Source organism: Vreelandella zhuhanensis (assembly GCF_009793355.1).
In the GTDB taxonomy this organism is placed as follows: domain Bacteria; phylum Pseudomonadota; class Gammaproteobacteria; order Pseudomonadales; family Halomonadaceae; genus Vreelandella; species Vreelandella zhuhanensis.
Genome location: NZ_WTKP01000005.1, coordinates 199,488 through 225,124, shown reverse-complemented (window position 1 = coordinate 225,124; position 25,637 = coordinate 199,488). Strand labels below are relative to the sequence as shown.

General features: G+C 54.1%; 20 protein-coding genes. 8 read left to right on the top strand and 12 right to left on the bottom strand.

Translation table 11 applies throughout. The features are described 5' to 3' along the window. The first annotated feature begins 1 nt into the window (after window position 1). From GPM19_RS08995 to sthA, 5 genes are all read left to right on the top strand, one after another. Window positions 2–670, top strand: a complete 669-nt coding sequence (locus tag GPM19_RS08995; RefSeq protein WP_160418699.1) for an NADH:ubiquinone reductase (Na(+)-transporting) subunit D — start codon at window positions 2–4, stop codon at window positions 668–670. A gap of 1 nt (window position 671) precedes the next feature. After that, a complete protein-coding gene (gene nqrE, locus GPM19_RS08990) occupies window positions 672–1,289 on the top strand; it encodes an NADH:ubiquinone reductase (Na(+)-transporting) subunit E (protein ID WP_160418698.1) in 618 nt (205 codons plus the stop codon). Window positions 1,290–1,358: 69 nt separating this feature from the next. Beyond that, a complete protein-coding gene (gene nqrF / locus GPM19_RS08985) occupies window positions 1,359–2,591 on the top strand; it encodes an NADH:ubiquinone reductase (Na(+)-transporting) subunit F (RefSeq protein WP_160418697.1) in 1,233 nt (410 codons plus the stop codon). 209 nt (window positions 2,592–2,800) lie between these two features. After that, window positions 2,801–3,058: a (Na+)-NQR maturation NqrM gene (gene nqrM, locus GPM19_RS08980; RefSeq protein ID WP_114486991.1), complete on the top strand. Its 258-nt coding sequence runs from the start codon at window positions 2,801–2,803 to the stop codon at window positions 3,056–3,058. Window positions 3,059–3,155: 97 nt separating this feature from the next. Continuing rightward, window positions 3,156–4,589 (top strand): Si-specific NAD(P)(+) transhydrogenase, encoded by a 1,434-nt coding sequence (gene sthA, locus GPM19_RS08975; protein WP_371829355.1) that lies wholly within the window; start codon window positions 3,156–3,158, stop codon window positions 4,587–4,589. Here sthA and GPM19_RS08970 read toward each other — a convergent pair. The 7 genes from GPM19_RS08970 to leuS all read right to left on the bottom strand — a co-directional run bounded on the left by GPM19_RS08970 (window position 4,586) and on the right by leuS (window position 12,150). Further along, window positions 4,586–5,827 carry a GGDEF domain-containing protein gene (locus GPM19_RS08970; RefSeq protein ID WP_160418695.1) on the bottom strand — a complete coding sequence of 414 codons (1,242 nt, stop codon included), beginning with the start codon at window positions 5,825–5,827 and terminating at the stop codon, window positions 4,586–4,588. The two genes, sthA and GPM19_RS08970, sit on opposite strands and share 4 nt — an antisense overlap. Beyond that, window positions 5,824–6,285: a hypothetical protein gene (locus tag GPM19_RS08965; RefSeq protein WP_160418694.1), complete on the bottom strand. Its 462-nt coding sequence runs from the start codon at window positions 6,283–6,285 to the stop codon at window positions 5,824–5,826. Before GPM19_RS08965 ends, GPM19_RS08970 begins: the two co-directional genes overlap by 4 nt. Before the next feature lie 243 nt (window positions 6,286–6,528). After that, the gene (locus GPM19_RS08960) at window positions 6,529–7,422 is read right to left on the bottom strand and encodes a PA2778 family cysteine peptidase (RefSeq protein ID WP_227842292.1); all 894 of its coding nucleotides are present in this window, start codon (window positions 7,420–7,422) and stop codon (window positions 6,529–6,531) included. Window positions 7,423–7,476: 54 nt separating this feature from the next. After that, window positions 7,477–7,878 (bottom strand): PA2779 family protein, encoded by a 402-nt coding sequence (locus tag GPM19_RS08955; RefSeq protein WP_160418781.1) that lies wholly within the window; start codon window positions 7,876–7,878, stop codon window positions 7,477–7,479. 125 nt (window positions 7,879–8,003) lie between these two features. Further along, window positions 8,004–9,062 (bottom strand): DNA polymerase III subunit delta, encoded by a 1,059-nt coding sequence (gene holA, locus GPM19_RS08950; protein WP_160418692.1) that lies wholly within the window; start codon window positions 9,060–9,062, stop codon window positions 8,004–8,006. Beyond that, on the bottom strand, window positions 9,059–9,556 hold the full coding sequence (locus GPM19_RS08945; protein WP_160418691.1) for an LPS-assembly lipoprotein LptE: 498 nt from the start codon (window positions 9,554–9,556) through the stop codon (window positions 9,059–9,061). The genes holA and GPM19_RS08945 overlap by 4 nt, the downstream gene beginning before the upstream one ends. After that, window positions 9,553–12,150, bottom strand: a complete 2,598-nt coding sequence (leuS, locus tag GPM19_RS08940; RefSeq protein ID WP_160418690.1) for a leucine--tRNA ligase — start codon at window positions 12,148–12,150, stop codon at window positions 9,553–9,555. Before leuS ends, GPM19_RS08945 begins: the two co-directional genes overlap by 4 nt. Before the next feature lie 175 nt (window positions 12,151–12,325). Here leuS and GPM19_RS08935 point away from each other — a divergent pair, with 175 nt between their 5' ends. Next, window positions 12,326–12,844, top strand: a complete 519-nt coding sequence (locus GPM19_RS08935; RefSeq protein ID WP_160418689.1) for a zinc ribbon-containing protein — start codon at window positions 12,326–12,328, stop codon at window positions 12,842–12,844. A 1-nt stretch (window position 12,845) separates the two neighbouring features. Here the strand turns inward: GPM19_RS08935 and GPM19_RS08930 are convergent, their stop codons facing one another. Beyond that, entirely contained in the window at window positions 12,846–14,162 is a 1,317-nt protein-coding gene (locus GPM19_RS08930) for a hypothetical protein (RefSeq protein ID WP_160418688.1), read from the bottom strand. Between the two features lie 662 nt (window positions 14,163–14,824). Here GPM19_RS08930 and GPM19_RS08925 point away from each other — a divergent pair. After that, entirely contained in the window at window positions 14,825–15,724 is a 900-nt protein-coding gene (locus GPM19_RS08925) for a DUF5677 domain-containing protein (protein ID WP_160418687.1), read from the top strand. A 113-nt stretch (window positions 15,725–15,837) separates the two neighbouring features. Further along, window positions 15,838–17,292, top strand: a complete 1,455-nt coding sequence (locus GPM19_RS08920; RefSeq protein ID WP_160418686.1) for a HEPN domain-containing protein — start codon at window positions 15,838–15,840, stop codon at window positions 17,290–17,292. A 447-nt stretch (window positions 17,293–17,739) separates the two neighbouring features. Here GPM19_RS08920 and GPM19_RS08905 read toward each other — a convergent pair whose 3' ends face one another. From GPM19_RS08905 to GPM19_RS08890, 4 genes are all read right to left on the bottom strand, one after another. Next, window positions 17,740–20,958 carry an efflux RND transporter permease subunit gene (locus GPM19_RS08905; RefSeq protein WP_160418685.1) on the bottom strand — a complete coding sequence of 1,073 codons (3,219 nt, stop codon included), beginning with the start codon at window positions 20,956–20,958 and terminating at the stop codon, window positions 17,740–17,742. Between the two features lies 1 nt (window position 20,959). Continuing rightward, complete coding sequence (locus tag GPM19_RS08900) at window positions 20,960–22,111, bottom strand: efflux RND transporter periplasmic adaptor subunit (protein ID WP_160418684.1); 1,152 nt, start codon at window positions 22,109–22,111, stop codon at window positions 20,960–20,962. Then, the gene (locus GPM19_RS08895; RefSeq protein WP_160418683.1) at window positions 22,108–23,439 is read right to left on the bottom strand and encodes a TolC family protein; all 1,332 of its coding nucleotides are present in this window, start codon (window positions 23,437–23,439) and stop codon (window positions 22,108–22,110) included. Before GPM19_RS08895 ends, GPM19_RS08900 begins: the two co-directional genes overlap by 4 nt. A 191-nt stretch (window positions 23,440–23,630) precedes the next feature. Beyond that, window positions 23,631–25,568, bottom strand: coding sequence for a zinc ribbon domain-containing protein (locus tag GPM19_RS08890; protein WP_160418682.1), 1,938 nt, complete (start codon window positions 25,566–25,568; stop codon window positions 23,631–23,633). Window positions 25,569–25,637: the final 69 nt, after the last annotated feature.

Sequence of the window (25,637 nt, the reverse complement as noted above, 5' to 3'; positions counted from 1 at the left end):
CATGGCAGATTTAACTCCGAAAGGCGTTCTGGTATCCCCAATCTTCCAGAACAATCCGATTGCTTTGCAGATATTGGGTATCTGTTCGGCGTTGGCCGTTACCACCAGCATGAGCGTATCGCTGGTAATGGCATTGGCGGTTATCTTCGTCACGGCCTTCGCCAACCTGTTCGTTTCGTTGATCCGGAGTCATATTCCGTCATCGATCCGGATTATCGTCCAGATGACCATTATCGCCTCTCTGGTTATCGTGGTTGATCAGGTGCTCAAGGCCTATGCCTACGAAATGTCCAAGCAACTCTCGGTTTTCGTCGGTTTGATCATCACCAACTGTATCGTCATGGGGCGTGCCGAAGGCTTCGCCATGAGCAATACACCGGGTATGTCTTTTCTGGACGGGATTGGCAACGGTATAGGTTACGGCCTGATATTGATGATCGTCGGTTTCTTCCGTGAGCTGCTTGGCTCGGGCAGCGTCTTCGGCTTTACCATCCTGGCGCCGATTCAGGATGGCGGCTGGTATGTGCCCAATGGTTTGATGCTTCTACCACCGTCGGCTTTCTTCATTATCGGGCTGACAATCTGGGTGCTGCGTTCCTTCAATCCGGAGCAGGTGGAAAATAGCGAGTTCGAGATGAAGGAAAACACCAAGCCGAAGGAGGCCGTGTAAAATGGAACATTATCTGAGCCTGTTCGTTGCTTCGGTTTTTGTCGAAAACATGGCCTTGGCCTTTTTCCTGGGCATGTGTACGTTTCTGGCAGTTTCCAAGAAGGTGTCATCGGCTTTCGGCCTGGGTATTGCGGTTATCGTGGTACTCACCATTACCGTGCCGGTCAATAACCTGGTGTTTACCTTCCTGCTACAGGAAGGTGCCCTGACCTGGACCGGTATTGCCGGTACCGAGAATATCGACCTCTCCTTCTTGGGGTTGTTGAGCTATATCGGGGTCATCGCCGCTCTGGTGCAGATCATGGAAATGTTCCTCGACAAGTACGTGCCTGCACTCTACAACGCCCTGGGCGTGTTCCTGCCGCTGATTACCGTCAACTGCGCCATCCTGGGTGGCGTACTGTTCATGGTCGAGCGTGACTATAACTTCGGCGAGTCAGTGGTGTATGGCTTGGGCGCAGGTGTGGGCTGGGCACTGGCTATTACTGCGCTTGCCGGCATTCGCGAAAAATTGAAGTATAGCGATGTGCCGGCCGGCTTGCAGGGTCTGGGCATTACCTTCATCACCGTGGGACTGATGTCTTTGGGCTTCATGTCCTTCTCCGGCATCCAGCTCTAAACGGGGCTTGATTCTCCGGCGACCGCTGGGTCGCCGGGTCAAGAAAACCTCTAGCAATAGGAAACCGACATGGTTGATACAAGTGTCATCTTGCTCGGTGTTGTCATGTTCACTGTGATCGTCATTGGACTGGTCTTGGTGATCCTGGCCGCTCGCAGCAAACTCGTCAGCACCGGGGATGTGACCATCGAGGTCAACGGTGACCCCGAGCACACCCTGAGTACGCAAGCCGGTGGTAAGCTTTTGAACACTCTGGCCGCCAATGGCATTTTCCTCTCATCCGCCTGTGGCGGTGGTGGGTCTTGTGCCCAGTGCAAATGTCGCGTGGAAGAGGGCGGCGGCTCGATTCTACCCACCGAAGAATCCCACTTCACCATGCGTGAAAAGAAGGAAGGCTGGCGTCTTTCCTGCCAGGTTCCGGTGAAGCAGGATATGAAAGTGGAAGTTCCCGAAGAAGTTTTCGGCGTGAAGAAGTGGGAGTGCGAAGTCATCGCCAACCCCAACGTCGCTACCTTCATCAAGGAACTCAACCTCAAGCTGCCTGAAGGCGAGAATGTCGACTTCCGGGCAGGTGGGTATGTGCAACTGGTCGCGCCACCTTACGATATCAAGTTCTCCGATTTTGATATCGAAGAGGAATACCGGGGTGATTGGGAGAAGTTCGGTCTTTTCAAGACTTCCCACAAGAACCAGGAGGAAGTCATCCGTGCCTACTCCATGGCGAACTATCCGGAAGAGCATGGCATCCTCAAGTTCAATATCCGCATCGCGACTCCGCCTCCGGGTACCAATCATCCGCCGGGGTTGATGTCGACTTACGTCTTCAATCTCAAGCCGGGCGACAAGATTACCGTCATGGGGCCGTTTGGTGAGTTTTTCGCCAGAGATACCGATGCCGAGATGATCTTCATCGGTGGTGGTGCAGGTATGGCGCCCATGCGTAGCCACATCTTCGACCAGCTCAAACGACTCAAGTCGGATCGCAAGATCACGTTCTGGTACGGTGCTCGTTCCTGGCGTGAAACCTTCTATAACGAAGAATACGATCAGTTGGCGGAAGAGTTCCCGAACTTTGAGTGGCATCTGGCGCTTTCCGATCCTCAGCCGGAAGATAACTGGGAAGGTCCGACAGGATTCATTCATAACGTTTTATATGAGGATTACCTCAAGGACCATCCCGCACCTGAAGATTGCGAATATTATATGTGTGGACCACCCATGATGAATGCCTCGGTGATCAAGTTGTTGCTCGATCTCGGGGTCGAACCGGAAAACATCCTGCTGGATGATTTCGGTGGATAAACTTCCTGCCTTTTAAGGCACTTTGAGGGGCTGGCCATTAGGTCGGCCCCTTTTGCTTGATTCCGCCGACTCCGGGCGAGACGCAATATCGAATTAACTCTATCCTGGATTCAGGCACTTTCATCGTCACGGTGTTGTCTCCCTACCAGGACATGTTTAAACAGAGTGAGATGGCAAGTCGGATAATGAAGCCATGAAGGAGTGAACAAATGACTATCTGGTTACTGGCGTTGGGTTTCATGTTGCTGATGGTAGCTGCCATGGCAATTGGCGTAATCATGGGCCGTAAGCCTATAGCCGGTTCATGTGGCGGTTTGAACCAGCTGGGTTTGAAGGATGGCTGCGATATCTGTGGCGGCAAGGACGAGGTCTGTGAAGAAGAAAACCGCAAGCGCGGTAGCAGCGCCCGTCGTAGTAGCGATGAGAGCCGGGGTGCTGATTTAGGCTATGATGCCACTCGCCGTTGATACGCCTAAAACGGCAGCATCGTTACTGAAAAGCAGTCTTTGGGATTCAGCTTGATAAGCAAAAAAAGCGGGCAATGTTCAGTGCTCTGCGCTGAGCATTAGCTTCGCATGTGTCAGGGAACAAGGAGATGCCTGGATTATGGCAGTACATACTTATGATGTCGTGGTAATCGGCACCGGTCCTGCCGGTGAAAGTGCCGCCATCAATGCCGCCAAGCATGGCATGCGGGTTGCGATTGTCGAAAAACAAACGCAAGTGGGCGGTAACTGCACGCATTGGGGCACAATTCCTTCAAAGGCCTTGCGTCACCAGGTCAAGCAGATCATGGCGTTCAATACCAACCCCATGTTTCGTGATATCGGTGAGCCGCGCTGGTTTTCCTTCCCAAAGGTAATGGAACATTCGCGCGTCACTATCGACAAGCAGGTCGAGATGCGTAGCCGTTTCTATGCCCGCAATCGTATCGATTTATTCAACGGTGTGGCGCGTTTCAAGGATGAACACACGGTACTGGTACGCGACCGCCAGGAAGGTATGGAAGAGCTGGTGGCCAAGAAAATCGTGATTGCCACCGGTTCGCGCCCTTATCGTCCCGCCGATATCAACTTTCGACATCCGCGTCTGTACTGCTCGGACACCATTCTCAGCCTGTCTCATACCCCACGTACCTTGATCATTTTCGGTGCAGGTGTGATTGGCTGTGAATATGCCTCGATTTTTTCGGGGCTCGGGGTCAAGGTCGACTTGATCAACAATCGCGACAGCCTGTTGTCCTTCCTGGACGACGAGATTAGTGACGCCCTGTCCTATCATCTGCGCAAGCACGGCGTTCTGATTCGGCACAATGAAGAATACGAGCGAGTTGAAGGGGACGAATCCGGGGTTATCGTCTACTTGAAGTCCGGCAAGAAGTTACGCGCGGATGCGTTTCTATGGGCTAATGGTCGCACGGGCAATACCGACAGCCTGGGACTTGAAAGCATCGGCTTGGAAGCCAACGGACGTGGTCAGTTGCATGTGGACGAGCATTACCGTACAGCAATACCGCATATTTATGCCGCCGGTGACGTTATCGGTTGGCCGAGCCTTGCCAGTGCCGCTTATGATCAAGGGCTGAATTCTTCCAACGAGTTGCTGGAAAAAGACTATCGCTACGTGACCGAAGTGCCGACCGGGATTTATACCATCCCTGAAATCAGCTCTTTCGGCCCCAATGAGCGTGAGCTTACCGAGGCCAAAGTGCCTTACGAAGTGGCTCAGGCGTTCTTCAAGGATACCGCCAGAGCGCAGATCACTGGCGATACCATTGGCATGCTCAAGATATTGTTCCATCAGGATACGCTGGAGATTCTGGGGATTCATTGCTTTGGTGACCAGGCCTCGGAAATCGTGCATATCGGCCAGGCAATCATGCAACAGAAAGGAGAGGCGAATTCGCTCAACTATTTCGTCAATACTACCTTCAACTATCCCACCATGGCGGAAGCGTATCGCGTTGCCGCCCAAAATGGCTTGAGTCGGGTTTTCTAGGTTTCCTTTACGTTTTTCAAGACAGATGTGGCAAAGTAAGGCTTTGGCTTCTCAGCGTTACTCGTGTGGAAATTGTCACTTCCCTCCATATGGACGGGGGGAAGGACCACATCAACTCGGTTGCGACCGGTTTCCTTGGCCTGATAGAGCGCCTGGTCCGCCAAGGAATACAGCTGCTCGAATGTTTGTTGACCCGATGCGGTGGTGGTCAAGCCGATACTTACTGTTATGTGTAGCCCAGCAGTAACACAGTCTAGCTCAAGGCTTGCCACTTCCTGCCGGATACGCATCGCCACACATTTCGCTTCTTCCAAGGAAGTATTCGGCATCAACAGGCAAAATTCCTCCCCCCCAATTCGCGCCAATGTATCCGATTGACGGCACAGTGACTCAATACAGCCTGTGATTAAGCGCAGGACTTCGTCTCCGGCCGGGTGTCCATAGGTGTCGTTGACATGCTTGAAATAATCCAAATCCAGGATCATCAGGCTAAGGGGATGATGCTGACGTTGGGCATTAGCTAACTGGGTAGTGGCGATGGAAACGAGATAGCGGCGATTTTTCAGTCCGGTCAACTCATCGGTCAGCATCAACTTATGCATCTTGTTGCGCTGTTGCTGCAGGTTTATCACTGCAGCAAACAAGCTAGCCGTCATGAGTAAAACAAAAAGTATCAAAGGTATTACCGCACGCGTCAGTTGTTGTGTGACCCGATACTGTTCTCCAGCGGCTGCATGGACGGCATTATTGAGCTCGCTGTATATCCATGCCATGTTGACCTCCATTTCCATACCCAGTTGCTGAAGGGGTTCCAGAAAGGAGGGGTCATGAATGGATTGCAGGGCGAGGCGTTCGAGCTTGGGTAGCTGACTTTCCAGTAATTTGAAATCATCGCTGAGGTAGCTTACATGGGGTTCCAGCAAGGGATGATGGCTGATGCTGTTCTGAATTCCTTCAAGATTGCGCTCTGCCAACCAAAGGAAATGATTGATCTCGGGTAAATGTACAGATACCGGGTTTGCCATAAATACGTCAAGTACCTGGTCGAGTTGACTGTTCTGCTGTTGAGCACGTACTACGTCTCCGACCATGGCGGTATAGTCGGTACCCACCTGTTGGCGAGCATGATTGACATAAACCCCAATGACGATGGCGGCTATGCCTGCCATGACGGCAAATCCTGTCACCAAGCGCCAGCGTGAAAAGAAATGATCCTTATCTTCAAGGGAAATATTCATTGCCGCCGCACCTCTCGAACAGCCCAGATCCAGCGTGCGTGTGGCAGTATTCCAGTAAGTACCGCTTCAGCATCCTCTGGGGCTACCAGCAACAACGGCCCTAGCTGCTCCCGGCTAAGGGGATCTCCATTTAACCGGGTCACTAGAAGATAGCGTGTTTTTTGACGTTCCGCGGCACTGAGAAAGACACTGTAATCATCCTGAGCAATGAACCGCACCCGATCTTCGGGCTGGATGCCGTGGTCTTCAAGGAAGGCATCAAGCCAAACCCCTGTAAAACGACCTTCCGGTCCTTCCGGATGCTGCATATCTACGTCGTATAGGGGCGTAGTTTCGATGTCTGCCAACGATAGCCAGTGTTGATCATGGCCGATCACCATTTTTAGAGTCAGGCTGTGGTCGGTAGACGGAGCAAGAGGGCTGGAGGTCGCCTCGGCAGCGTGAGCGGAAGTCACCATGCTTCCCATTGCACCAAAGGCAATTATCAATAGACCGCCAATACAACGGCGACAAGAATGGAAAAGGGATGGTGCAATGAACATTACCCGGTTCCTTTGCAGGGAAGAAGAACTCAATAAAATGAATCTCTAGCCTAACTACAACAAACTATAATGAATGCTGCCATCCCACGTATCCATGAATTTTTGAATTGTTACCAATAAGTAACTAGTTTTTCAAGTTAGGTCAATGCGTAAAATGCCCTAATTAACATGCGAAAGAGTATTAAGCTCTTCCTGGGCTTTTGCCTGCCAAGGCCCAGTCAATGCGGCGGCACGGCCCAGTGCTTGTCTTGCCTCCATCTCATTATCCAGTTGTTGTTCGAGCAAGCCCAAGTTGAGCCAGGCTACGCCTAATGATTCATCCAGAGACACCGCTCGTTCAAGCGCCTGTTGGGATTTTTTTACCTCACCCAAGGCGTAATGTGCATTGCCCAAGGCGAAATGCCCCATGGCGCTGTCAGGATGAGCCTGTACCAATGCTTTCCAACTGGGCAGGGCGGCTTGCACCCCTTGGACGGATTCAAAGGCACTAATTGCTTCAATGGCGCGAAAAGGACGTATTCCTTTGGGCAGAGAACCTGGGGGCAACACTGTAAAGCCCCAGCGCTCACTGCGTGCCCAGGTGGCATCAAAACGGCTCAGGGACATTTCATGGTTTGAAATTTCACCGCTATGCAATGTCAAGGCGCGTGTCGGCAGGTCATAGCCTATGACTACGGCATAGTGCCACATCGGCCAGGCAGGTAATGCCAGGTTCTGAAGTACCACCACGGGCTGCCCGCTTGCTAGCTGAGTCAGAAGAGCGTCCAGGGAGCCTTCAACAGGAAAGGGAATCATGCCGTGGCGGCGTACAGTCGCCAGCATTTCGGATTGAACGCTGCCTTTACGTCCGGGAATGAAGACCTGGAGGATCAAGTTCTCCATTTCCACATTGACGCCGGCGGCATTGAGTACCATTGCAAGCGAAGCCGGGCCGCATTGATAATCACGCTGGGCATAAAATGGTACTTCCTTCAGAAGTTGCTCTTGGGGCAGGTTATTCAAGGTGGAATCATTCAGGCGTGGCGAGGCGGCGCAGCCGAGTAGAAGACTCATCAGCAGCAAAACGCCCGCGAAGCGGGCGTAAAATAGACAAGATGGCATTATCGATCAGCGTGTGAAGGGATAGACATCGGTCAAGCCGAGAATGTCGGTGACCAACAAGATGATGAAGACGGCAAACAAGGCTCCTATCACGCCGCCGGCACCGGCAGGTAATTGTTCAAGTTGTTCAGCCATCTGGTGGACCTCGGCATCGCTCAGGGCCGCAACGCGAGCCTCCACTTCGTCAAGGCTGACACCTTGAGCGAGCAGCTGCTCCTGCACATCAGCCCGAGCAAGAATTTCACTGATGCGTTCACGTTCGGCACTGCTGCTGTCAGCGTTCAAGGCTGCCTGGGTGGAAACCAGGCCGGTTTCCGCTTGACCGTGGGGAGCCGCCGCTACCGGCATGCTGCCAATGAGAAAGGCGATGATCAGAAGAGGCGTCATGTAGAAGCGAAGTTTTTTCATCATGGGTGGTTCCTTTTTAAGTGAAGGTAAATCAACGATCCCCGAGACGGCAAATCGTGCTCAATGTCGATGATAGGCAGTGTCATCAGTCTATAAGATGATACCAGAAGAGTGGTGTTGTCCAGTTAACGCACCTGGTACGTCCAGGCGGCATCTGCCAATAACCCGCGTCCTCCCGCCAGGGTCAGCGCCAAGTCATGCAGTCCCTCCCAGGTCGGTATCGCCACGGCACCCTTGATCGAAAGATCCAGCCGTTGAGCCATGAGCAGCAATTTGTGCAGACGTTTCATGGGTAACCGAGCGATCGCCTTCTGGTAGGCGGGGCGACGTTTATCGAAGATCATGGGTTTTTGCGCCTTGCAAGCATGCTCGAAGCTCTGGCCCTGTTCCAAATGTTGTTGAATCGAGAGCAAGGTGCGCAGCTCACGACTGAGCGCCCAGAGAACGATCGGTGCTTCCACCCCTTCACTGCGTAAGCCGTGAAGAACGCGTGAGGTCCTGGCGGGGTCGCCTTTCAAGCAGGCATCCGCCAGGGTGAAAACATCGAAGCGGGTATTGTCTTCCACGCCCTGCAGGATGCTATCGGCGGTAATCCGGGCGCCGGGGGAGCTCAGCAAGGCAAGCTTCTGCAGTTCCTGATCGGCTGCGAGAAGGTTGCCTTCGGTGCGCTCACCAAGCAGCCGGGCGGCGTCCAGCTCCAGGGTCAGCCCATGGCGCGAGGCACGATCACGCAACCAAAACCCCAGCCGTGAGGCGTCCACCGGCCATACGGGAACGAACAAGGCATATTTATCCAAGGCTTTGAACCAGGCGCTTTTCTGCTGTCTGGCATCGAGCTTGCCCATGCTGATCAGTAGAATGTCGTCGCTAGTGGTGAGCTGTTCCGCATAACGGCTCAATGCCTTGGCGCCTTCCTGGCCCAGGCTATGCTTGCCCAGGCGAACTTCCAGAAGCTTGCAGCTGGCAAACAACGAAAGGTTATTGGAAGTTTCGTCTAGCCGCCCCCAGGCAAAATTAGCCTCGACGTCAAGCACCTCGCGCTCTTCCACACCTGCCTTGCGTGCCGCCGCTCGAACGGCGTCGCAGGCATCCCGATGTTGAAGCGGCTCGTCACCGGCGACGATCACCACCTTGGGAAGTTTCTTTTCCAGAGCCGCGGGTAGCTGGTCAGCAAATACTTTCATTGCCAGGATGCCACGTGAACCAGGCGTGTCACGATTTTCTGGGCAAGCTGTTTTTCAAGTTGATCACGAGCCTCGGAAAACAGCGCTTCACGGTTCAGCAAATCATCGTCATTGACCCGAATATGCGTGGAAGCGCTGTGCGTCTCGGTATGTAGATGATAGGTATTATCGCTGCGGGCCTGAAGTGACACGCTTGCGCGCAAGGTAAGCTCATGGTCGCGGCTGGCCCGGCCTTCGCCGCCCAGGCGTCGTTCCTCCAGGCGAGGTGTGCCCAAGGTGACCACCCAAGGCGCTTGAGCGCTCACGCCAGACCCCGCTTGCTTCAACTGCGCGGTGAATTCGCGTGCCAGACCGCTCTCGGTATCGCCCGCCAGACTGAGCTCGGGCAGCGTGGTCGACGCTCCACTACCTCTCAAGTGAAACCCGCAGCCACTCAGCAACAGGGGGGCAAATGCCCCCGCTGCAAGGGCATAAAGGACGTCACGGCGTTTCATCCGCTCACCACGATATTGACCAGTTTGCCGGGAACCACGATAACCTTGCGCACGGTCTTGCCTTCAAGGTGTCGTTGCACGTTTTCTTGGCTCATCGCCATGTCTTCCACGGTCGCTTTATCTGCATCCGCCGGTACTTCGATGCGGGCGCGTAACTTGCCGTTGACCTGCACCACCAGCTCAAGGGTGTCGCGGGTCAATGCCGCTTCATCCACGGCGGGCCAGGCAGCATCGATCGCCGGCTCGCTGTGTCCCAGGGCTTGCCATAGTGCATGGCACGTATGCGGGGTGATGGGCGCTAACAACAAGACACAGGCTTCAAGCGCCTCGCGGCTGATGGCCAGGCTCTGCGGATTCGCCGCATCACTTTCGTTTTGGAAACGTCCCAGGGCATTGGAAAGCTCCATGACGGCGGCGATGGCGGTATTGAACGTCGTACGGCGGCCAATATCGTCACCGGCTTTCTTCAGGGTTTCATGGGTCTTGCGGCGCAGGGCTTTCTGGTCGTCGTCAAGGGCGGTGGTATCCAGTGCCACAGGTTCCCCGGCTTCCAGATGCTCGGAAACCTGGCGCCATAGCCGCTTGAGGAAGCGGTGAGCGCCTTCAACACCGGAATCCGACCATTCCAGCGACTGTTCCGGAGGAGCGGCGAACATCATGAACAGACGCACGGTATCGGCACCGAACTTGTCGATCATCGACTGCGGATCGACCCCATTGTTCTTGGACTTGGACATCTTTTCGATGCCGCCCATTTCCACCGGTTGGCCGTCACTGATCAATATTGCGCTTACCGGGCGGCCTTTCTCGTCGCGCTTGACCTCGACATCCGCGGGGTTGAACCATTGCTTGCCGCCGTTGGCAGTCGAGCGATAGTAGGTCTCGGCGATCACCATGCCCTGAGTCAGCAACTGCTGGAACGGCTCGTCGGAATCGACCAGACCGAAGTCACGCATCAGTTTGTGGAAGAAGCGCGCATAAAGCAGGTGAAGGATGGCGTGCTCGATACCGCCTATGTAAAGATCCACCGGCAACCAGTAGTTGGCGCGCTCGTCTAGCATGGCCTCAGTGTTATCGGCACAGCAGAACCGCGCGTAGTACCAGGAGGATTCCATGAAGGTGTCGAAGGTGTCGGTTTCACGTATCCAGCCGTCGCCGAGCTCGGAAAATTCCGGCATCTTCTTGAGCGGCGAACCGGAAGCATCCACGGTGACTTCCATGGGTAGCTCGACCGGCAGTTCTGCATCGGTGAGCGGAACGGTCTGGCCTTCGGGGCCGTATTTGACCGGAATCGGCGCCCCCCAGTAGCGCTGGCGGGCAACCCCCCAGTCGCGCAAACGGAAATTGGTCTTGACTTCGCCCTTGCCCAGCGCCTTGAGCGCTCCAGCAATCGCCTCGAAAGCCTGCTCGAAGTTCAGGCCATCGAATTCGCCGGAGTGAATCAAGGGGCCGTACTCGGCGTAGGCGCCCTGGGAGATATCCGGCTCGTTGCCTTGATCGTCTGCAATCACCGCCTTGATCGGAAGGCCGTATTTGGTGGCGAATTCCCAGTCGCGCTGGTCGTGGCCGGGTACCGCCATGACCGCCCCGGTGCCGTATTCCATCAGCACGAAGTTGGCCACGAACACCGGCACTTCCTCGCCGCTGAGCGGATGAACGGCCTTATGCCCGGTAGGCATGCCTTTCTTTTCCATGGTGGCCATGACAGCTTCGGAGGTGCCGCCACGGGCGCATTCATCGCAGAAGGCGGCAAGCTCGGCATCGGCTTGCGCCGCTTGCTTGGCCAAGGGGTGTCCGGCGGCCACCGCCACATAGGTCACGCCCATCAGGGTGTCCGGGCGGGTGGTGTAAACGCTGATCGCGGAGGAAACCGTGCTGTCGGCGGCCTTGATATCGAAGCTCAGCTCCACCCCGCGCGATTTACCAATCCAGTTGCGCTGCATGGTCTTGACCTGTTCGGGCCATTCGACCTTGTCCAGGTCCGCCAGCAATTCCTCGGCGTAGTCGGTGATCTTCAAGAACCACAGGGGGATTTCCTTGCGCTCGACCAGGGCACCGCTACGCCAGCCGCGTCCTTCGATAACCTGCTCATTGGCAAGCACGGTCTGGTCCACCGGGTCCCAGTTGACCGTGGACATCTTCTTGTAGACCAGCCCCTTTTCCACCAGTCGAGTGAAAAACCACTGCTCCCAGCGGTAGTAGCTGGTATCGCAGGTGGCGAATTCACGGCTCCAGTCGTAGGCAAAGCCCAGCGCCTTGAGCTGATTACGCATGTAATCGATGTTCTGGTAGGTCCATTCGGCCGGCGGTACCTGGTTCTGAATGGCGGCGTTTTCCGCCGGCATGCCGAACGCATCCCATCCCATCGGCTGCATGACGTTCTTGCCCTGCATGCGCTGGAAGCGCGATACCACATCGCCGATGGTATAGTTGCGCACGTGCCCCATGTGCAGCTTGCCGCTGGGGTAAGGGAACATCGACAGACAATAGAATTTCTCGCGGTTGGCGTCTTCCACTGCCTTGAAACACTGGTTCTTGTCCCAGTACTGTTGGGCGTCGCGTTCGATATCACGGGGGCTGTAATGTGCGTCCATCGGTTTTTTTAAATGCCTTGGCGTATGGCCCATAAAACGGGCGCAAGGTGAATGGTGGATGACGAGTGTCGAATTTGTTTCGTGGATTGTATCCTATGCAGGTAAAACCTTGAACGGCTAGCGGTAAGACACAACAGTAGTCGTAAAAATTGCGTGAGGATAAAGGAGTGCCATCATGAGTGAAAAAAAGAACGACCACCGTTTACGGGAAGGTTACGAACGGATGCTGGAGCGGCTTCAGGGTGGTGCTAACGAGCTGACCTGGGAAAACCTTCAACGCGAGCTGGACGAGGCGGTCGAATTCGAAGACGAGCTCGAAGAATTCACCAAGGACGAACTGGCCCTTTTACGTGCCTGGGTCGAGCGTGACCTGAAAGACATGCGTATCTACCTGAAAGACTCGGGAAAGCATGTCGCCAGCTGGCTGGGGATTGACATAAGTAAGGTTTCCCGCCGTGTGGCCGAATCACTGCTTTCGATCGCCGACCGCAGCATCGTCGAAAACGAACAATTGAAGGACGACCTGGAAGCGGCACGCGCCGATTACTGTGAGGGGGAAGTGGTCGCGCCGGGGCGCATGGCCTGCGTGCATTGCGATGCCCAGGTAACGCTCGAGGAAGTGGGGCGTCTTGAACCTTGCCACGAGTGCGGCCACCGCTATTTCTATCGCTTGCCGGATGCCGCAGCAAGCTGAGTCATCCCTGCCACCAGCCCATCAGGATGATGGCGACAATCGAAAGCCCGCTCATCATCAGGGCGTAGTAGGCATTGTTTGTCATCATCCGATAACCACTTACCCCGTATCTACCCTGTAGTGATAGATTGATCCCCGAAAGCGGTCCGACGCTGGTGCCGACCGCCCAGGACGCCAGCGCCACGAAGGCAAACAGCGTTTGGCTGCCTGCCTCGAGCGTCAGCACGGACGCCAGCACAGACACGCCGATGATAGGGTGCAAGCCGATCAGTGCGCTCGCGACGATGGCCGCAAAGCTGAAGATTGCCTGTGGGGTGCCGAAAACCGCAAACAGCGTCCATTCACTGCCGGCGACAGCCCGGACGAAGGTGGAAAGCCCCAGCGTTAACAATCCTGCCGCCAGAAACAGCGCGATTTCCCCGCGCATGGCCGGTAGCCGTGTGGTGGTGTGCTGGCGAATGCGCCGCAAGGTCCAGAGCGGCCCATCACGCAGATTGACCAGCGCCGCGACGCTGGGCAGCAGGAAAGTGATAATACTGACGATGGTAAGGGACGGCGTTATCCAGAAATGAAACGCCATCACCAGCGCGGCCATGCCGGCGGGCATCAGCAGGCTGGTGGGCGCCAGCGAAAACCCCTCAACATCGTTCAGTTCAAAGCGCTGCTTCATCTCGAAGGTGGTAATCAACCCGGAAAGCAGTGCCAAGGGCAGGCCGATACTCAGGATATGCGGATACTGCATTTCCGGCGCCAGGGTGATCACCACCCCCATCGAGGCAAAGAACGGCGACCACAGGGCGGCGCTGGAAAGGCCGCGATTCAAGGCCAGTAGTTGCGGCATTTTCAATGGCTCACGACGTGCCAAACGATCGCCCACCATGAAAACCGTGGAAAGATTCAAAATGATGCCTAGAAAGTGCACCCCCAGCCAAGTCCGCAGAATGCCACCGGCCCCGGTGACCTTCTGGCCGGGTGCCGGTTCATGGCCGCGCCGCGAGCCGATCAAGCCGATAAAACTCACGCCCACCAGCATCGCCACCACAAAGGTATTGCCCTGCAACATGGCGGGCCAATTCACCTTTGCGCCATACACAAAGCGCGCCAGCAGCAGCAATAGCGTACCAATGACCATCAGCGTCCCCGCCTGAATCCGCGAACGCTTAGGGATATCGCGCCACAGCAGCGCAACCGCTGCCCACAGCAAATAGCTCACCGCATGCGCGGTAGCCACCAAGCCGGTAAAGCCGATAATTTGTGCGATAAGCCCAAGCAGGATCAGCACGCCTGCCAACTGTTGCCTCGGGGTCGTCTCTTGCATGCCGGTATCCTAACAGTGAATTAGCAGGCTAAAGGGATTGGCCCGCGAAGACCAGCGCCTAACCACTTCTTTTTGCAAGACTAAAGTGCCCGGTCACAAGGCTTTACACGCCCTAACATTACTGAGTACGATAAAACTAATATAAAATGCCTAAGCGACACAAAAGCGGCATAGGGAAAGCAGGCGAAACAAGGGAACTGTCGCAGGAGGGGGGAGCCACAACCCCACTCAGCCCGGCCGGGGCGGTAGCGTGGTTTTAGCCTAATAGCCTGACGTTACGCGCCGCTGGCGACACCGCTTCCTGAAAACGAGCGCTCAAGACAACGCCAATTCACTATCACTTGCCCAATTTGGTATGGCGGCGATTTGTTTGAAACCACAAAGCCAGCAGAGGAGGCGTGGCTTCGTGTGGCAATAGGCGCAGGCCAACAACAAATACCAACAAAGCCATTAATATGCAGCATTATTGAAGTGGCAAAAAAGCAAGCACGCGAATTTTGAATATGCTGCAAAATTTGAATTTTATTACATTTAAATCAATGATTTAGGTTATTTTGAGGCGGCTGCATAACATCAATAAAGGCGCCGGCACGTTTATTGAGATTATGCAGTCGGGCATATAATCACTGTTAGGCACTCAAGAAACCTCCGAAGGAGTTGTAATGATCGAAGGCCAACTTAGTCAGCTGGTGGCTACAATAAAAGGGCACCATGAAGGACTAGACGCGACTGCCAAACTTCTCAGAACTCCCGAAAAAATAGATTCGTTTGATAAATGGAACCACGATTGTTGGTGTTGTTCAGTCTTTGGGGATAGTTTAGTGAGGCTGCGGTTATTCACGGGAAATAACTTTCATGTTGTAGAAACGCTTGGCGTGATTTCCGTCTCTCGCTATATATTCGAGCTAAGTGTTTGGCTGCGCCTATTTGAGCTTAATTCACGCTACGGACTTGTATACTACGAACAGCTTATAGAAACACAACTTCGCTATTGGAGAGACTATCGTGCCCAAATTGACAGGGAAATTAGTCTGCTAAGTAAATTTGCAGAAGAAGAATCATCGCTACTAAGCGAGAAAATGACGGAATTGGACTTGATTTCAGACGAGCAGCGTAAGCAAGAGGTAGCTATTGCGATCCCTAAGATTGTAGCGGCGTCAATTGACAGGAAGGCGGCTCGCCACTTCTCTATATATGCCGAACAGGCGAAAACTAATGGTTACGGATTTCAAGCACATTTGGTGGAGAAAAAGGTTCTGCCTGGAATTGAACAATCCATAGCTGAGCTGGAAAAAGAAAAAATCACCTTTGATACTTCGATATCAAAAGATATACGCACCTTGATACCTAAGCGTTGGAATTGGCGTCAAATGGCAGAGAAAGTCGATCTTGCCGAGGAATATGATTTCATCTATACGTTTAGCAGCAAACTGCTACATGCCACTCCGGCAAGCATCACAACGACTCAGAAAAATCTTGAGCTCGACGAAATGATTGTGTTTCTAAAATATATCGACGTAAAAATAAGAGACTTGCTAGAACTGAGTCAGAGCTATGTGTAGGGGAAAGCCTAACAAGCGCATGTTGCCGGACTGGTTTTTCGCTGCACTTCAAACCAGCCGCAAATGCGGGCGTTAGTAGGCATCATATATTTTGCCAAATTTAAGGATTGAAATTGAAAGAATTTAAAGTCGAATATCTTATATTGATGGATGATGCAGGCTCATTTTGTGATGGTAAAACAACATTTAACAAATTGCTGCAAGTAAATTCAGATATTAAGATAAGTAATAATAAATTAACTTATAAAAAGAACTTTGATGTAGGGTATAACTTGATTTCAGGTGAAGTAGAAAACAAAGGTCAGCGTTTTTTTCAAATAACACTAAATGCACAATGTGAAGCAGAGAAGCTAGATGTGTTCGTTGAATTAATTAGAGATGTCAAACAAATTATCCAGAAGTCAGGAGGAAAGCCAGAAATACTAATTGATGATGTTTCAAGTTATTACTCCCAAGAGTCATATCCTTTAATCCATCGAATTGAAAATAAGATGAGAAAGCTAATTACTAATTTTATGTTAAGAAAAATAGGTACTAGCTGGCTCAAGGACTCATCTCCTGAAACATTTAAACAAGCGGTTGAAAAAAGCAAGCGCAAAGATGCACCTCAATCAAATGCAGTATATAAAGTGGATTTCATTCATCTGGCTGATTTTCTATTTAAACCTTATTCTGTGCACAATGTTAAAAACTTGTTTGATAAATTGGATGAAGCTGTTTCACTTGAAGAACTTGATTTGGAAAAAATAAAAGAGTTCATACCGAAATCTAATTGGCAGCGTTATTTCTCCGAAATTGTTGATTGCGACGATACTTTTTTAGATAAAAGGTGGAGGCAATTGTATGACTTAAGGTGCTTAATTGCACATAATGCAATTGTTAACAAGCGTGACTATGAAGATATACGAAAAATTGTCGATGAGATAAATGTAAGTCTAGATAAAGCAATTAAAGATATCGATAAAATATCTGTTCCCGCAGATGATAAAGAAGTGGTTGCAGAAAGTGTCATGTCTAATATTAATTTATTGTATGGTGAGTTTATTAGATCATGGAAATACTTAGATTCTCTAGTGTTTAAACTATCAAAAAACTTAAATATGCATATAAAAAGAAGATCATTATCAGATGGTACTATGCGTAATTATGCAGTGCCAAGACACGCGCTTTACCGTGAACTTACAAAATCATCAATATTGCCGAGAAACTTGCTAGAAAAATTAATGTATTTACAAGATTTCAGGAATAGATTGATGCATGCTGAAGAGATTTATGCAGATTCTGAAATCGAAAGAAATACCTTTTTAGTTCATGAATGTACGGTGCAGGTTCATCGTATATACGAAAAATTTTCACAAAGACGAGCAATTGTTGATATAGATGAAAATATGCCAGAAACTATGGAAGGTATAATAAGGGTTGGTCGTGTTCTAATCGAAAATGATGAAGAAGTTGAAGACCGTCAAGACTTAGTTGATAATACAGAGTTTCATAGTATTAATGAATTAATCAGTTTTATATCCTCTCAAACAGGAATTCCTGAAAGTAATGTCGAGATTTCCCATTAACAAGGTACTTGAGCGGAAAATTAACAGTTAGCCATCGCTTTGTGATTATAGCTAACCACTAATTTCCGCTTAGAAAAGCGTTATATTACAAGGAGTGAGCCTTGAAGCTCGTAATAGGGGATAAAAATTATGCAGCTTTTTGTCCTTCTCGCGCATCTTTTCATATGCTTCCCAAGTGTAGCTCTCAAATGCCAGTGATCTCATTCATCTGCTCATCGTCAGGTTTGTGTCCTTGGCCACGGTTGTGAGTATCGAGGGAGGCCGTAATTTGTTGCATGAAGTCTCGGTTCTGAAGCACATGCAGCGTTTCTTGTTCTCTTTTCAATCCTCGGCACTAATAATCACGAACGCCTCGCCGCCAAGCCGCGTTACCTTGGGCGGTTCGTGCCTGCTAATAACCTGTTTTACAAGTCTTTTCAGGTTGTCTGTGAATCTATTTACTCAGCTTTAGTCGTCACCTTCGCTCTCCGGCTCCCGGCTGTAAACATGGAAATAAAGCAGGGGAATCAGTACCAGGGTCAGCACGGTGGAGATGAGCACCCCGCTGGCCAGGGTGAGGCCCAAGGGTTCGAGCGACGGTTCGAATATGAGAACGCCACTGCCGAACATGACGGTGGCGGCGGTCAAGATGATAGGGCGGGTACGTTGAGCGCCTGCCTGAATAACCGCTTCCTTTAACGCCATGCCTTCATCCAGGCGCTTTTCGATGAAATCCACCAGCAGGATGGCATTGCGCGTCACGATGCCGCCCAAGGCGATCACCCCCAGAATGCCGGTACCGGCTATATTGATTCCCCAGGCCCAGTGCGCCGGGATAACGCCGATAAAAACCAGCGGAATCGGCAGCATGATCAATACGGGCAGCCGATAGGAACGGAACCAGCCGGCCAGCAAGACGTAGATCAGGATCATCACCACCAGCCCGGCTACGCCCAGGTCGCGGTAGACATCCCGTGTCATCTCCCATTCCCCCGACCAGTAGAGTACCGGCTCCGTGGCTTGGTTGGGCGGAGCAAGCCAGCGGATATCGATATCCGGCTCTCCCAAGCCGCGCAAGGCTTCCAGCTGAACGGTGAGCGGTTGGGCCACTGAACGGTCCAGATCGGCAAACACGGTAGTGACCGGCATGAGCCCTCGGCGAAAGCGTGCCTGGTCGCCCTCGCTATGGTTGAAATCGACAATCGATTCCAGAGGCACCGCTCGGTCGTTTTCGCTGATGACGTACAAGCTTCGCAGCGCCTGCTTACTTTCCCGGTCGGCCCTGGCAAGGCGCAGTATCACCGGGACCGGGTCTCTGGAATGGGTCATTCCCGACCAGTTCGCCAACGTTTCCCCTTGAATCGCCAGATACAGGGTGCGGGTCACTGCGGCGGGAATGACCCCGAAGGTCGCAGCCCGCTCCGGGTCAACGTCCAAATTGAGTGAGGGAAGTGCGGGAAAAGGCTGCTGTTGCGTGGAAATCACACCTTTTTGCTCACTAAGCCATTGCTCGACGCGGTCTGCCGTTGCTTGGCGTGCGGCGGGGTCCGGCCCGTAAATTTCAGCGGTGATCGCACGGTCGCTGCTGGGTCCGGAAGGAATGCGCACTATGTGGCCTTTCCCTCCATAAGGTGCCAGCCAAGTGCTGAGGTTACGGGCAATCTCCCGGCTGATTTGGTAGCTCTGGCGGTCTCGCTGGTCTTCCTGGACGAGCTCAACATGTAGCGTGAGATCTCGGGGCGCCTTTTCCTCGGGCGAGTAAAGTGCTTCAGGCGGATAAATTAGCGGCGCCGAGAGACCTGAATAAATAGTCACGGCCTTGACTTCGGGGATCTCGCGCAGCTGCCTGTTGAGCGCCGAGGCTACGGTCAAGGATTCGTTCAGCGTCGAGGCGGGTGGCAGCTCGATATCCACAGCAAAGACGTTGCGGTCGAGCAGAGGGGTGAGTCCTATCTGGACGATACGCAGGCCGACGAGTGAAAGGCTCGCCAGAAGAAGCACGACCAGCACCAGGTAAAACAACCAGCGCAGAGAGGGATGAGCAAAGAATGGCGAGAGCAGGCGACGATAATGCCTTACCAGGGGGGCTTCGCTTTCTTCCTCTTGTTCTTTTTTGTCCCGGTCTTCGTCTCGATTTTTGTCTCTATCTTCGGGCTTGCGGTCTTTCCCCCTTTTATTGCCCTCGACTTTGAGCAAACGAAAGCCGAAGTAGGGGGTGATGGTGAGCGCGACCAGCAGCGAAAACAGCACGGCCGCCGAGGCGCCAATGGGAAGCGCACGCACATACTGGCCCATCTCGCCGGTGATATAGGCGGTCGGCAGCAGGGTGGCCACCACCAGCAGGTCCGCCAGGATGGTCGGGTTGCCCACTTCATTGACGGCCTTTACCGTCAGCTCGCGGCTTTTTTCTCCGGCGCTTCGAAAGTGGCGAGCCACATTTTCAAGCATGACCACGGCATCGTCCGAGAGAATACCGATAGCCAGGATCATCGCCGCGATCGACACCGGGTTGAGAGTGAAGTCGAAACGGTTGTACAGGTAAGGCACGATCGAGAGAGAGGCGGGCATCATGATGGCGATAATGAGTGCCGCACGCCAGCCGAGCCCCAGCCAGATAATGCCGACCACCACCAAGGTGCCGGTCAATAGCTGCACCAGCACATTGTAGACCCGCTCGGTGGCATCGATGCCTGCATCGTGGCTGACTGTCAGCTGTACTTCCGCAGGCAGAGAGTGGCTGGCGAATTCGGTTAGCCTTGCCTGTACCTGCCGGGTGACATCGCTGACGTTCATGCCTTCAAGGGTCGTCACCGCCAGCGTGACGGCAGGGAAGGGTGCCGATTGGCCCCTTTGCCAATGCAGAACCCCTTGATATTGCTCTATGCGGCCGATTTTGATGTCAGCCACTTCTTCCAGATATACCGGCCCCCCGCCATCCTCGCCTACCGGTAAGCGTCCAAGTTGCTCGGGGCTGGTGATCGTCATGCCGACCTCAAGGTCGGTGACCGGGGCGCTTTCGAGCCGGCCTGCGGGAAGTTGTCGGTTCGCCCCAGCAATCGCTTCGGCAAGCCGGCTCAGGGAAATGTTTCGGGCGGCAAGCGCCGTCGGCTTGGGCAGCACCTCGATGGCAGTGCGGTCGCCCCCAAAGCTTTCGATGCCCCTTACGCCGGGAATTGTCTGGAGCTCTGCTGCGAGTTCGGTGGCAATGTCTTCCAGCCCGGCAAGGCTCAGGGTTTTACTGCTGAGGGTGGCCAGAAACACCACCAGACGACTCTCGCCGAAGACCTGAATGCTGGGAGGTTCGGCGGTTTCGGGTAGCTGGCTGGCGCGGGCCTGGAAAATCTCATTCAGCTCGGAGAAAGCAGACGCCTTGGGTGTGCCTGCGGCGAACTCAACCGAGAGCAGCGCTGCATGGTTGGAGCTGCTGCTGCGCACCTCTTCGACCGACGCGATCTCACGTACCCAGCCTGCCGTTCGGCGTGCCAGCTGTTCATCGACCCGCGCGACCCCCGCGCCTGGCCAGGGAAGCAACACCACGGCTGTGGGTACATCAATATCGGGACGATCTTCCCGCGGAGTAACCAAAAGCGCATAGCCGCCCAGTAGGAAACAGGCCACGACGAACAGCGGAACCAGCGGTGAATCCAGTAAGCGGTTGGCGATATGTCCGGCAAGACCCAGGCGCAAGTCACTCCTCCCCGAGGTTTTGATCGGCCCTCTGAATGCTGACCGTCTGGCCGTCCTGAAGCTCCGGAGAAGGATCCAGAACCACAAGTTCGCCTACTGCCAGACCCTGAGTGACAGGTATCAGGTTATCCGCGTCTGCAGGCGGCGCTATTGTCTTTATCCAGCGCAGATTCAGCGTCGGCTGTTCATTCGAGTCATCCACCACCAATACCCCCGTGAGCTGGCCCCGCCGGATCAGCGCCGCCTGCGGCAGCCCCACCCAGGCATCGCCCGAACCTTGTCGCCCGAAGCGCTGGGCCGGCACTATCACCCTGACCACCTGGCCGGGTCTCAGGCCCTTCGGTGGGTCGTCAACTGAAAGCCTCAGGCGCTGGCCGGTGCCTTCATCGTTCAGCGCGGGTATTATGCTGACCAGCCGTGCTTCGGTCATCGTCCCGTCAGAGCCAGAAAGCACCGAAAGCTGCTGACCGGGCGTCAGCACCTCTACCCGCTCACTGGAAACCGGAACATCGATTTGTAACCGGCGCCTCTCTTCGAGCACCACCAGAGGCTGGCCGGGGCCGACAAAGCTTCCGGTATCCAGCAGGGTTTCAGTGACCTGGCCTGCGAACGGTGCAGTCAGGCGGGTGTAGCTACGGTTTGCCTGTTGCGCCTTGAGCTCTGACTGGGCTGCTTGCAACTGAGCCTCCAGTTCACTCACTCTGACATCAGCCTGTTCGGTGCGCACTCGGGCAATCAAGTCTTCTGCATAAAGCCTTTGCAACCTTTGGCTGTTCAACCTTGCCTGCTGAAGCGCGGCCTGTGCCGCAGTGACTTTTTCCTGAGCAGCGGAAATGGCTGCTTCCACCTCTCTTGCATCCACCGTGGCCAACAGGTCGTCTTTTTCCACCCGGTCGCCAGGCGATGCGGGAACCGAGGTCAAGGTGCCCGAGACTCTAGTGCTTAGAACGGCTCTTTTGCCGGGGCTCACTACCCCGGGAAGTTGGTCGGTTGAGGGGTGACGCCATTCGACTATTTCCCCGACGTTGACGGTAGGCGTTGCGGCTGTTTCCTCAGTGGGCTCAGGTGCTTCATCGGAACAACCCGTCAGCATAAAACCAGTCAGTATGAAAAGGGCAGCCAGCGTCAGCAGAAGGCGAAACAAACCCTTCATCGGAGCGGGTCCTTCAGCGCCAGAAGCGGGTCGTAACCATGCTGTAGATAGTAGTTCATGCCGGCAAGGACGGCTTGGTAGCGGGCATTGATCAGGGCGAGGCGTTCACGATCGAGCCGGGCCTGGGTGGCCAGAAGGTCGGTCATTGAACCAAGGCCTTCTTCATAGCGCCGCAACGCCAGTCGGTTGGCTCTTTGTGCCGCTTCCTGGGCTTTTTGGGCCGCATGCCAGCCAGCCCATCCGGCTTCCCAGCGGCTCATGGCGATAACCTGCTCTTGCCGGATGCGCCGACGGGTTTCATCGAGTTCCACCCGTGCACTGCGTTCTTCAGCCTGTGACTCGGCGATTCTACCTTCACGGCCAAGACCATCAAAAAGGGTCCATTGGAGATTGACCGCGACCAGCCATCCATCCCCGCTGGTATTGAGTGGCTCATCGCCGTCAAGCCATTGTTGCCGGGCTAGCAGGTTCACGTTAGGCAGCCATTCGGCCCTTGAGGCTTTTACTGCGGCGCTGGCAGCCTCGACAGCCACCTCTCTGGCTTGCAGGTCTTTTCTCGCCTGAGTAGCGTCAATCCCGATGGGAGGCGCAGGTTTCGGCAAGGCGCTTGAAAGTACCACTTCTTCCTCCGGTGCGATGCCCAGCAGGCTTTTCAGTGTAAGCTTTGCTTGACGCTTTTCGGCTATCGCTTGTGCCACCCGGGCTTGGGCTGCGGCCAGCTCAGCGTCTGCCTGTTCGGTATCCAGACGCGATGCCAGGCCTTCTCGATAGCTTGCCTGGGCCAGCCTGGCGGATGCCTGGGCCGCACGCAGCGACATTTGTGCGGCTTGTTCGCGCTGCTGCTGGCGGATGAAATTGAAATACAGGCGCGAGACTTCCAGGCGGATGGCCTGTTGTCCCCATTGCTCGGCATAGCGGCGAGCATTCACATTTAAAGCTGCGCTTTGTCGGGTCTGAATGGCATCGGCATTGAACAGCGGCTGTATCACCTGAATGCCCGTCAGGGTGCCCTCGACCGGGCCAAAATCCCTGCGCTGGGTGGTGAGAGGTATGCCCAGGGTGGGAACCGGCACGCCGGTGATGAAGGAAGAATCCGCTCTCAGCCAGGTAGCATCTGCGCTAATGGTGGGGAGGTAGGCTTGGGCTGATTGCTGATGAGTGGCTTCTGCACGCTGGGTTTCAGCCGCGAGTGATTGCAGCGTGGTTGCCTGTTCCCGGGAGATATCCAGCGCCTCCTCCAGCGACAGCGCGCGGACGGTCTCGGATATCAATAAAGCTGAGAGTATCAATGCCCATTTGAATGGCAATGGGGTTCCCTTCTTACTCATGGTCCGTGAGCTTTTGTCTGTTTCCTGAGTGTTTCGCCGGAAACGCTGGGCAGTAAATTGGTGTGTTCTGAGCGTGGGTCAAGCGAGAGAGAGCGTCAAGAAAATTACCGCATCATTATACCCTTACGAAAGTATTCTGCCCTGCATTGCATAGGCAATTTAAACACGGCGTGAACGACTACTTCCAACTGCTACGCAGTTGGAAGTGGCTTCTCATGAACAAGGTTCTCTGACGAGATAGCCCTGCCAAAAGAAGATCGTTTCTCACTATTGCCAAGCCACTGCGTGAGCAGCATCCCGGCAATATTCATGGCGGCATTCAGGTCTGAATGCCGGGATTTTTCACAACGCGGGCAGGTGAACCGTTCGCCCTGCCGCTTCCCGAGCTGTTGATGGTAGAGACAGGCCTGGGAAGTGTAAGGGGTGGGCATCGCCAACTCTGGAATACCATTCCAGAGCAGTTTGTCCGATGCACGCTGAATGTATTGCCCCTTCGACCCGTTGTTGATCATCTTGTTGAAGCGCCGGCCTTTGTAGTCGGGCGCGGTTTTCTCAACCGCCATGACCGTGAGGTCTTCACGAATCATGGCGGCATTATGTTCTTTGGCGAGCGCGATTTCCTGATTGGACAGGTAACCAAACCAGCTTTTCTTGAGGCCGGCAATGCGGCGATAGCGCTGGCGGCGCTTGGCTTTGAGGTGGGTGACCTTATCAAGCAGATGAAAGAAGCGCTGGTGCAGGGATTTAACGAAGGCATCAGGAAAGGCAAGACCTTTCTGGGGAATCCATTCCTCCGGATTTAACGCAAGCGTAGTCACCAGGATCCACTTTAGCGCGTCGATCTTGTTGTAAAGGCAGTCGATCTGACTGCTCAGGCGGTCGATGTACTGACAATGCCCATGAATCGCCTTCAGGAAGTTTCGCCCCGAATAGCATTGCTGGGTGACCACCTCGATATCTCGCCCTTCTCGTGAGGAAAACCATTCTTTCATCGCCGCCTTGGCGCGGGCTCGAGGAAGGTGGCGAATCACCATCAACTCACGGAGGTCGTCAGCACTTAGCGCGCGCTCGCGTTTCAATACCGTCAGGGCAATGGTATTGGCGTAGCCGAAATCACGCCCCATTAGGGTGTCACACTCATTGAGTGCCTTGGCCAGGGCAATGAAGTCGTCGTCCGCCAGCTTGACGGGGGAGGCATTGGCTGTCGTTTGCGCGGCGGTGTACGCGGGGCGCACCCTTTCCACCACGCCCTTGACCTCAATGCGTGACGTACCAATTTCCAGGACGAAACTCTTGAACGCGGTCTTTAGCCCCTCAATGCCCAGGCGGCGCAGGCGCTTTTCGGTCAGGTGGATAGGGATGCGAATCGGCGGCTGCCGTGGCGTGGGATGAGAAACCTCAAGGAAGTGCTGATAGCAGCGGTTTGTTTGATCGTGAAGAAGCAACGCGGCCGCTTTGTTGAGCGGGTCAAGCACCTTGCCGTCTTTCAGGCCACGCACCACGCGATAGTCCAGATGCAACTGGCAGGTAAAGGCCTCATCCTTGCCATACACCGGCGGGAGATAGCGCGATTGAACCGCTTCATGGAGATGGTGAATAACCGCGGCCTGGGCCTCAGACAGCCCGTCGCCTGACCCCTGAACCACCACTTGGCGGTACAGGGTCAGCGCCCGCTCCCAACCCTCGGCGTTGCACTGCAAGGCACTTAACTCGGCATGACTGATCTTGTCTTGAAGGGACTCGTCAATATGGTAGTAGCGCCGCCCGCTGCCCTGATAGCCTTCGATTTCATCGGCGCAGTGACAAAGCTTTCCCACCAGGCGCCTAAGATAACGCCCATGCGCCTCGTGGGCATGATCCTTGACCGCCATGCGCGCCTTTTCGACATAGGCTTTGTTCAACCCCTGGCGGTCTTTCTGAATCGCCAGCAGGGCTTGATCGAGCGTCTTCTTGTCCGGCACGCCAGCCAAGGGCTCACTGACAAACACCGCTGTCATCATGGCATTGGCGGCCTCCAGGTACTGATCACGCAACTGAACCAACGCATGGAACTTAGCGTCGGTCAATTGACCGACACCAAGCGAAACCATCCGCTTTTCCGAGTCGCTGTTGCCGTGACCGTAAGCCATCCGAAGCTCCTTCCTGAAACGCTACGGTAAGGATGGTAAAATATACAGTCATTATCAACCACAAACCAA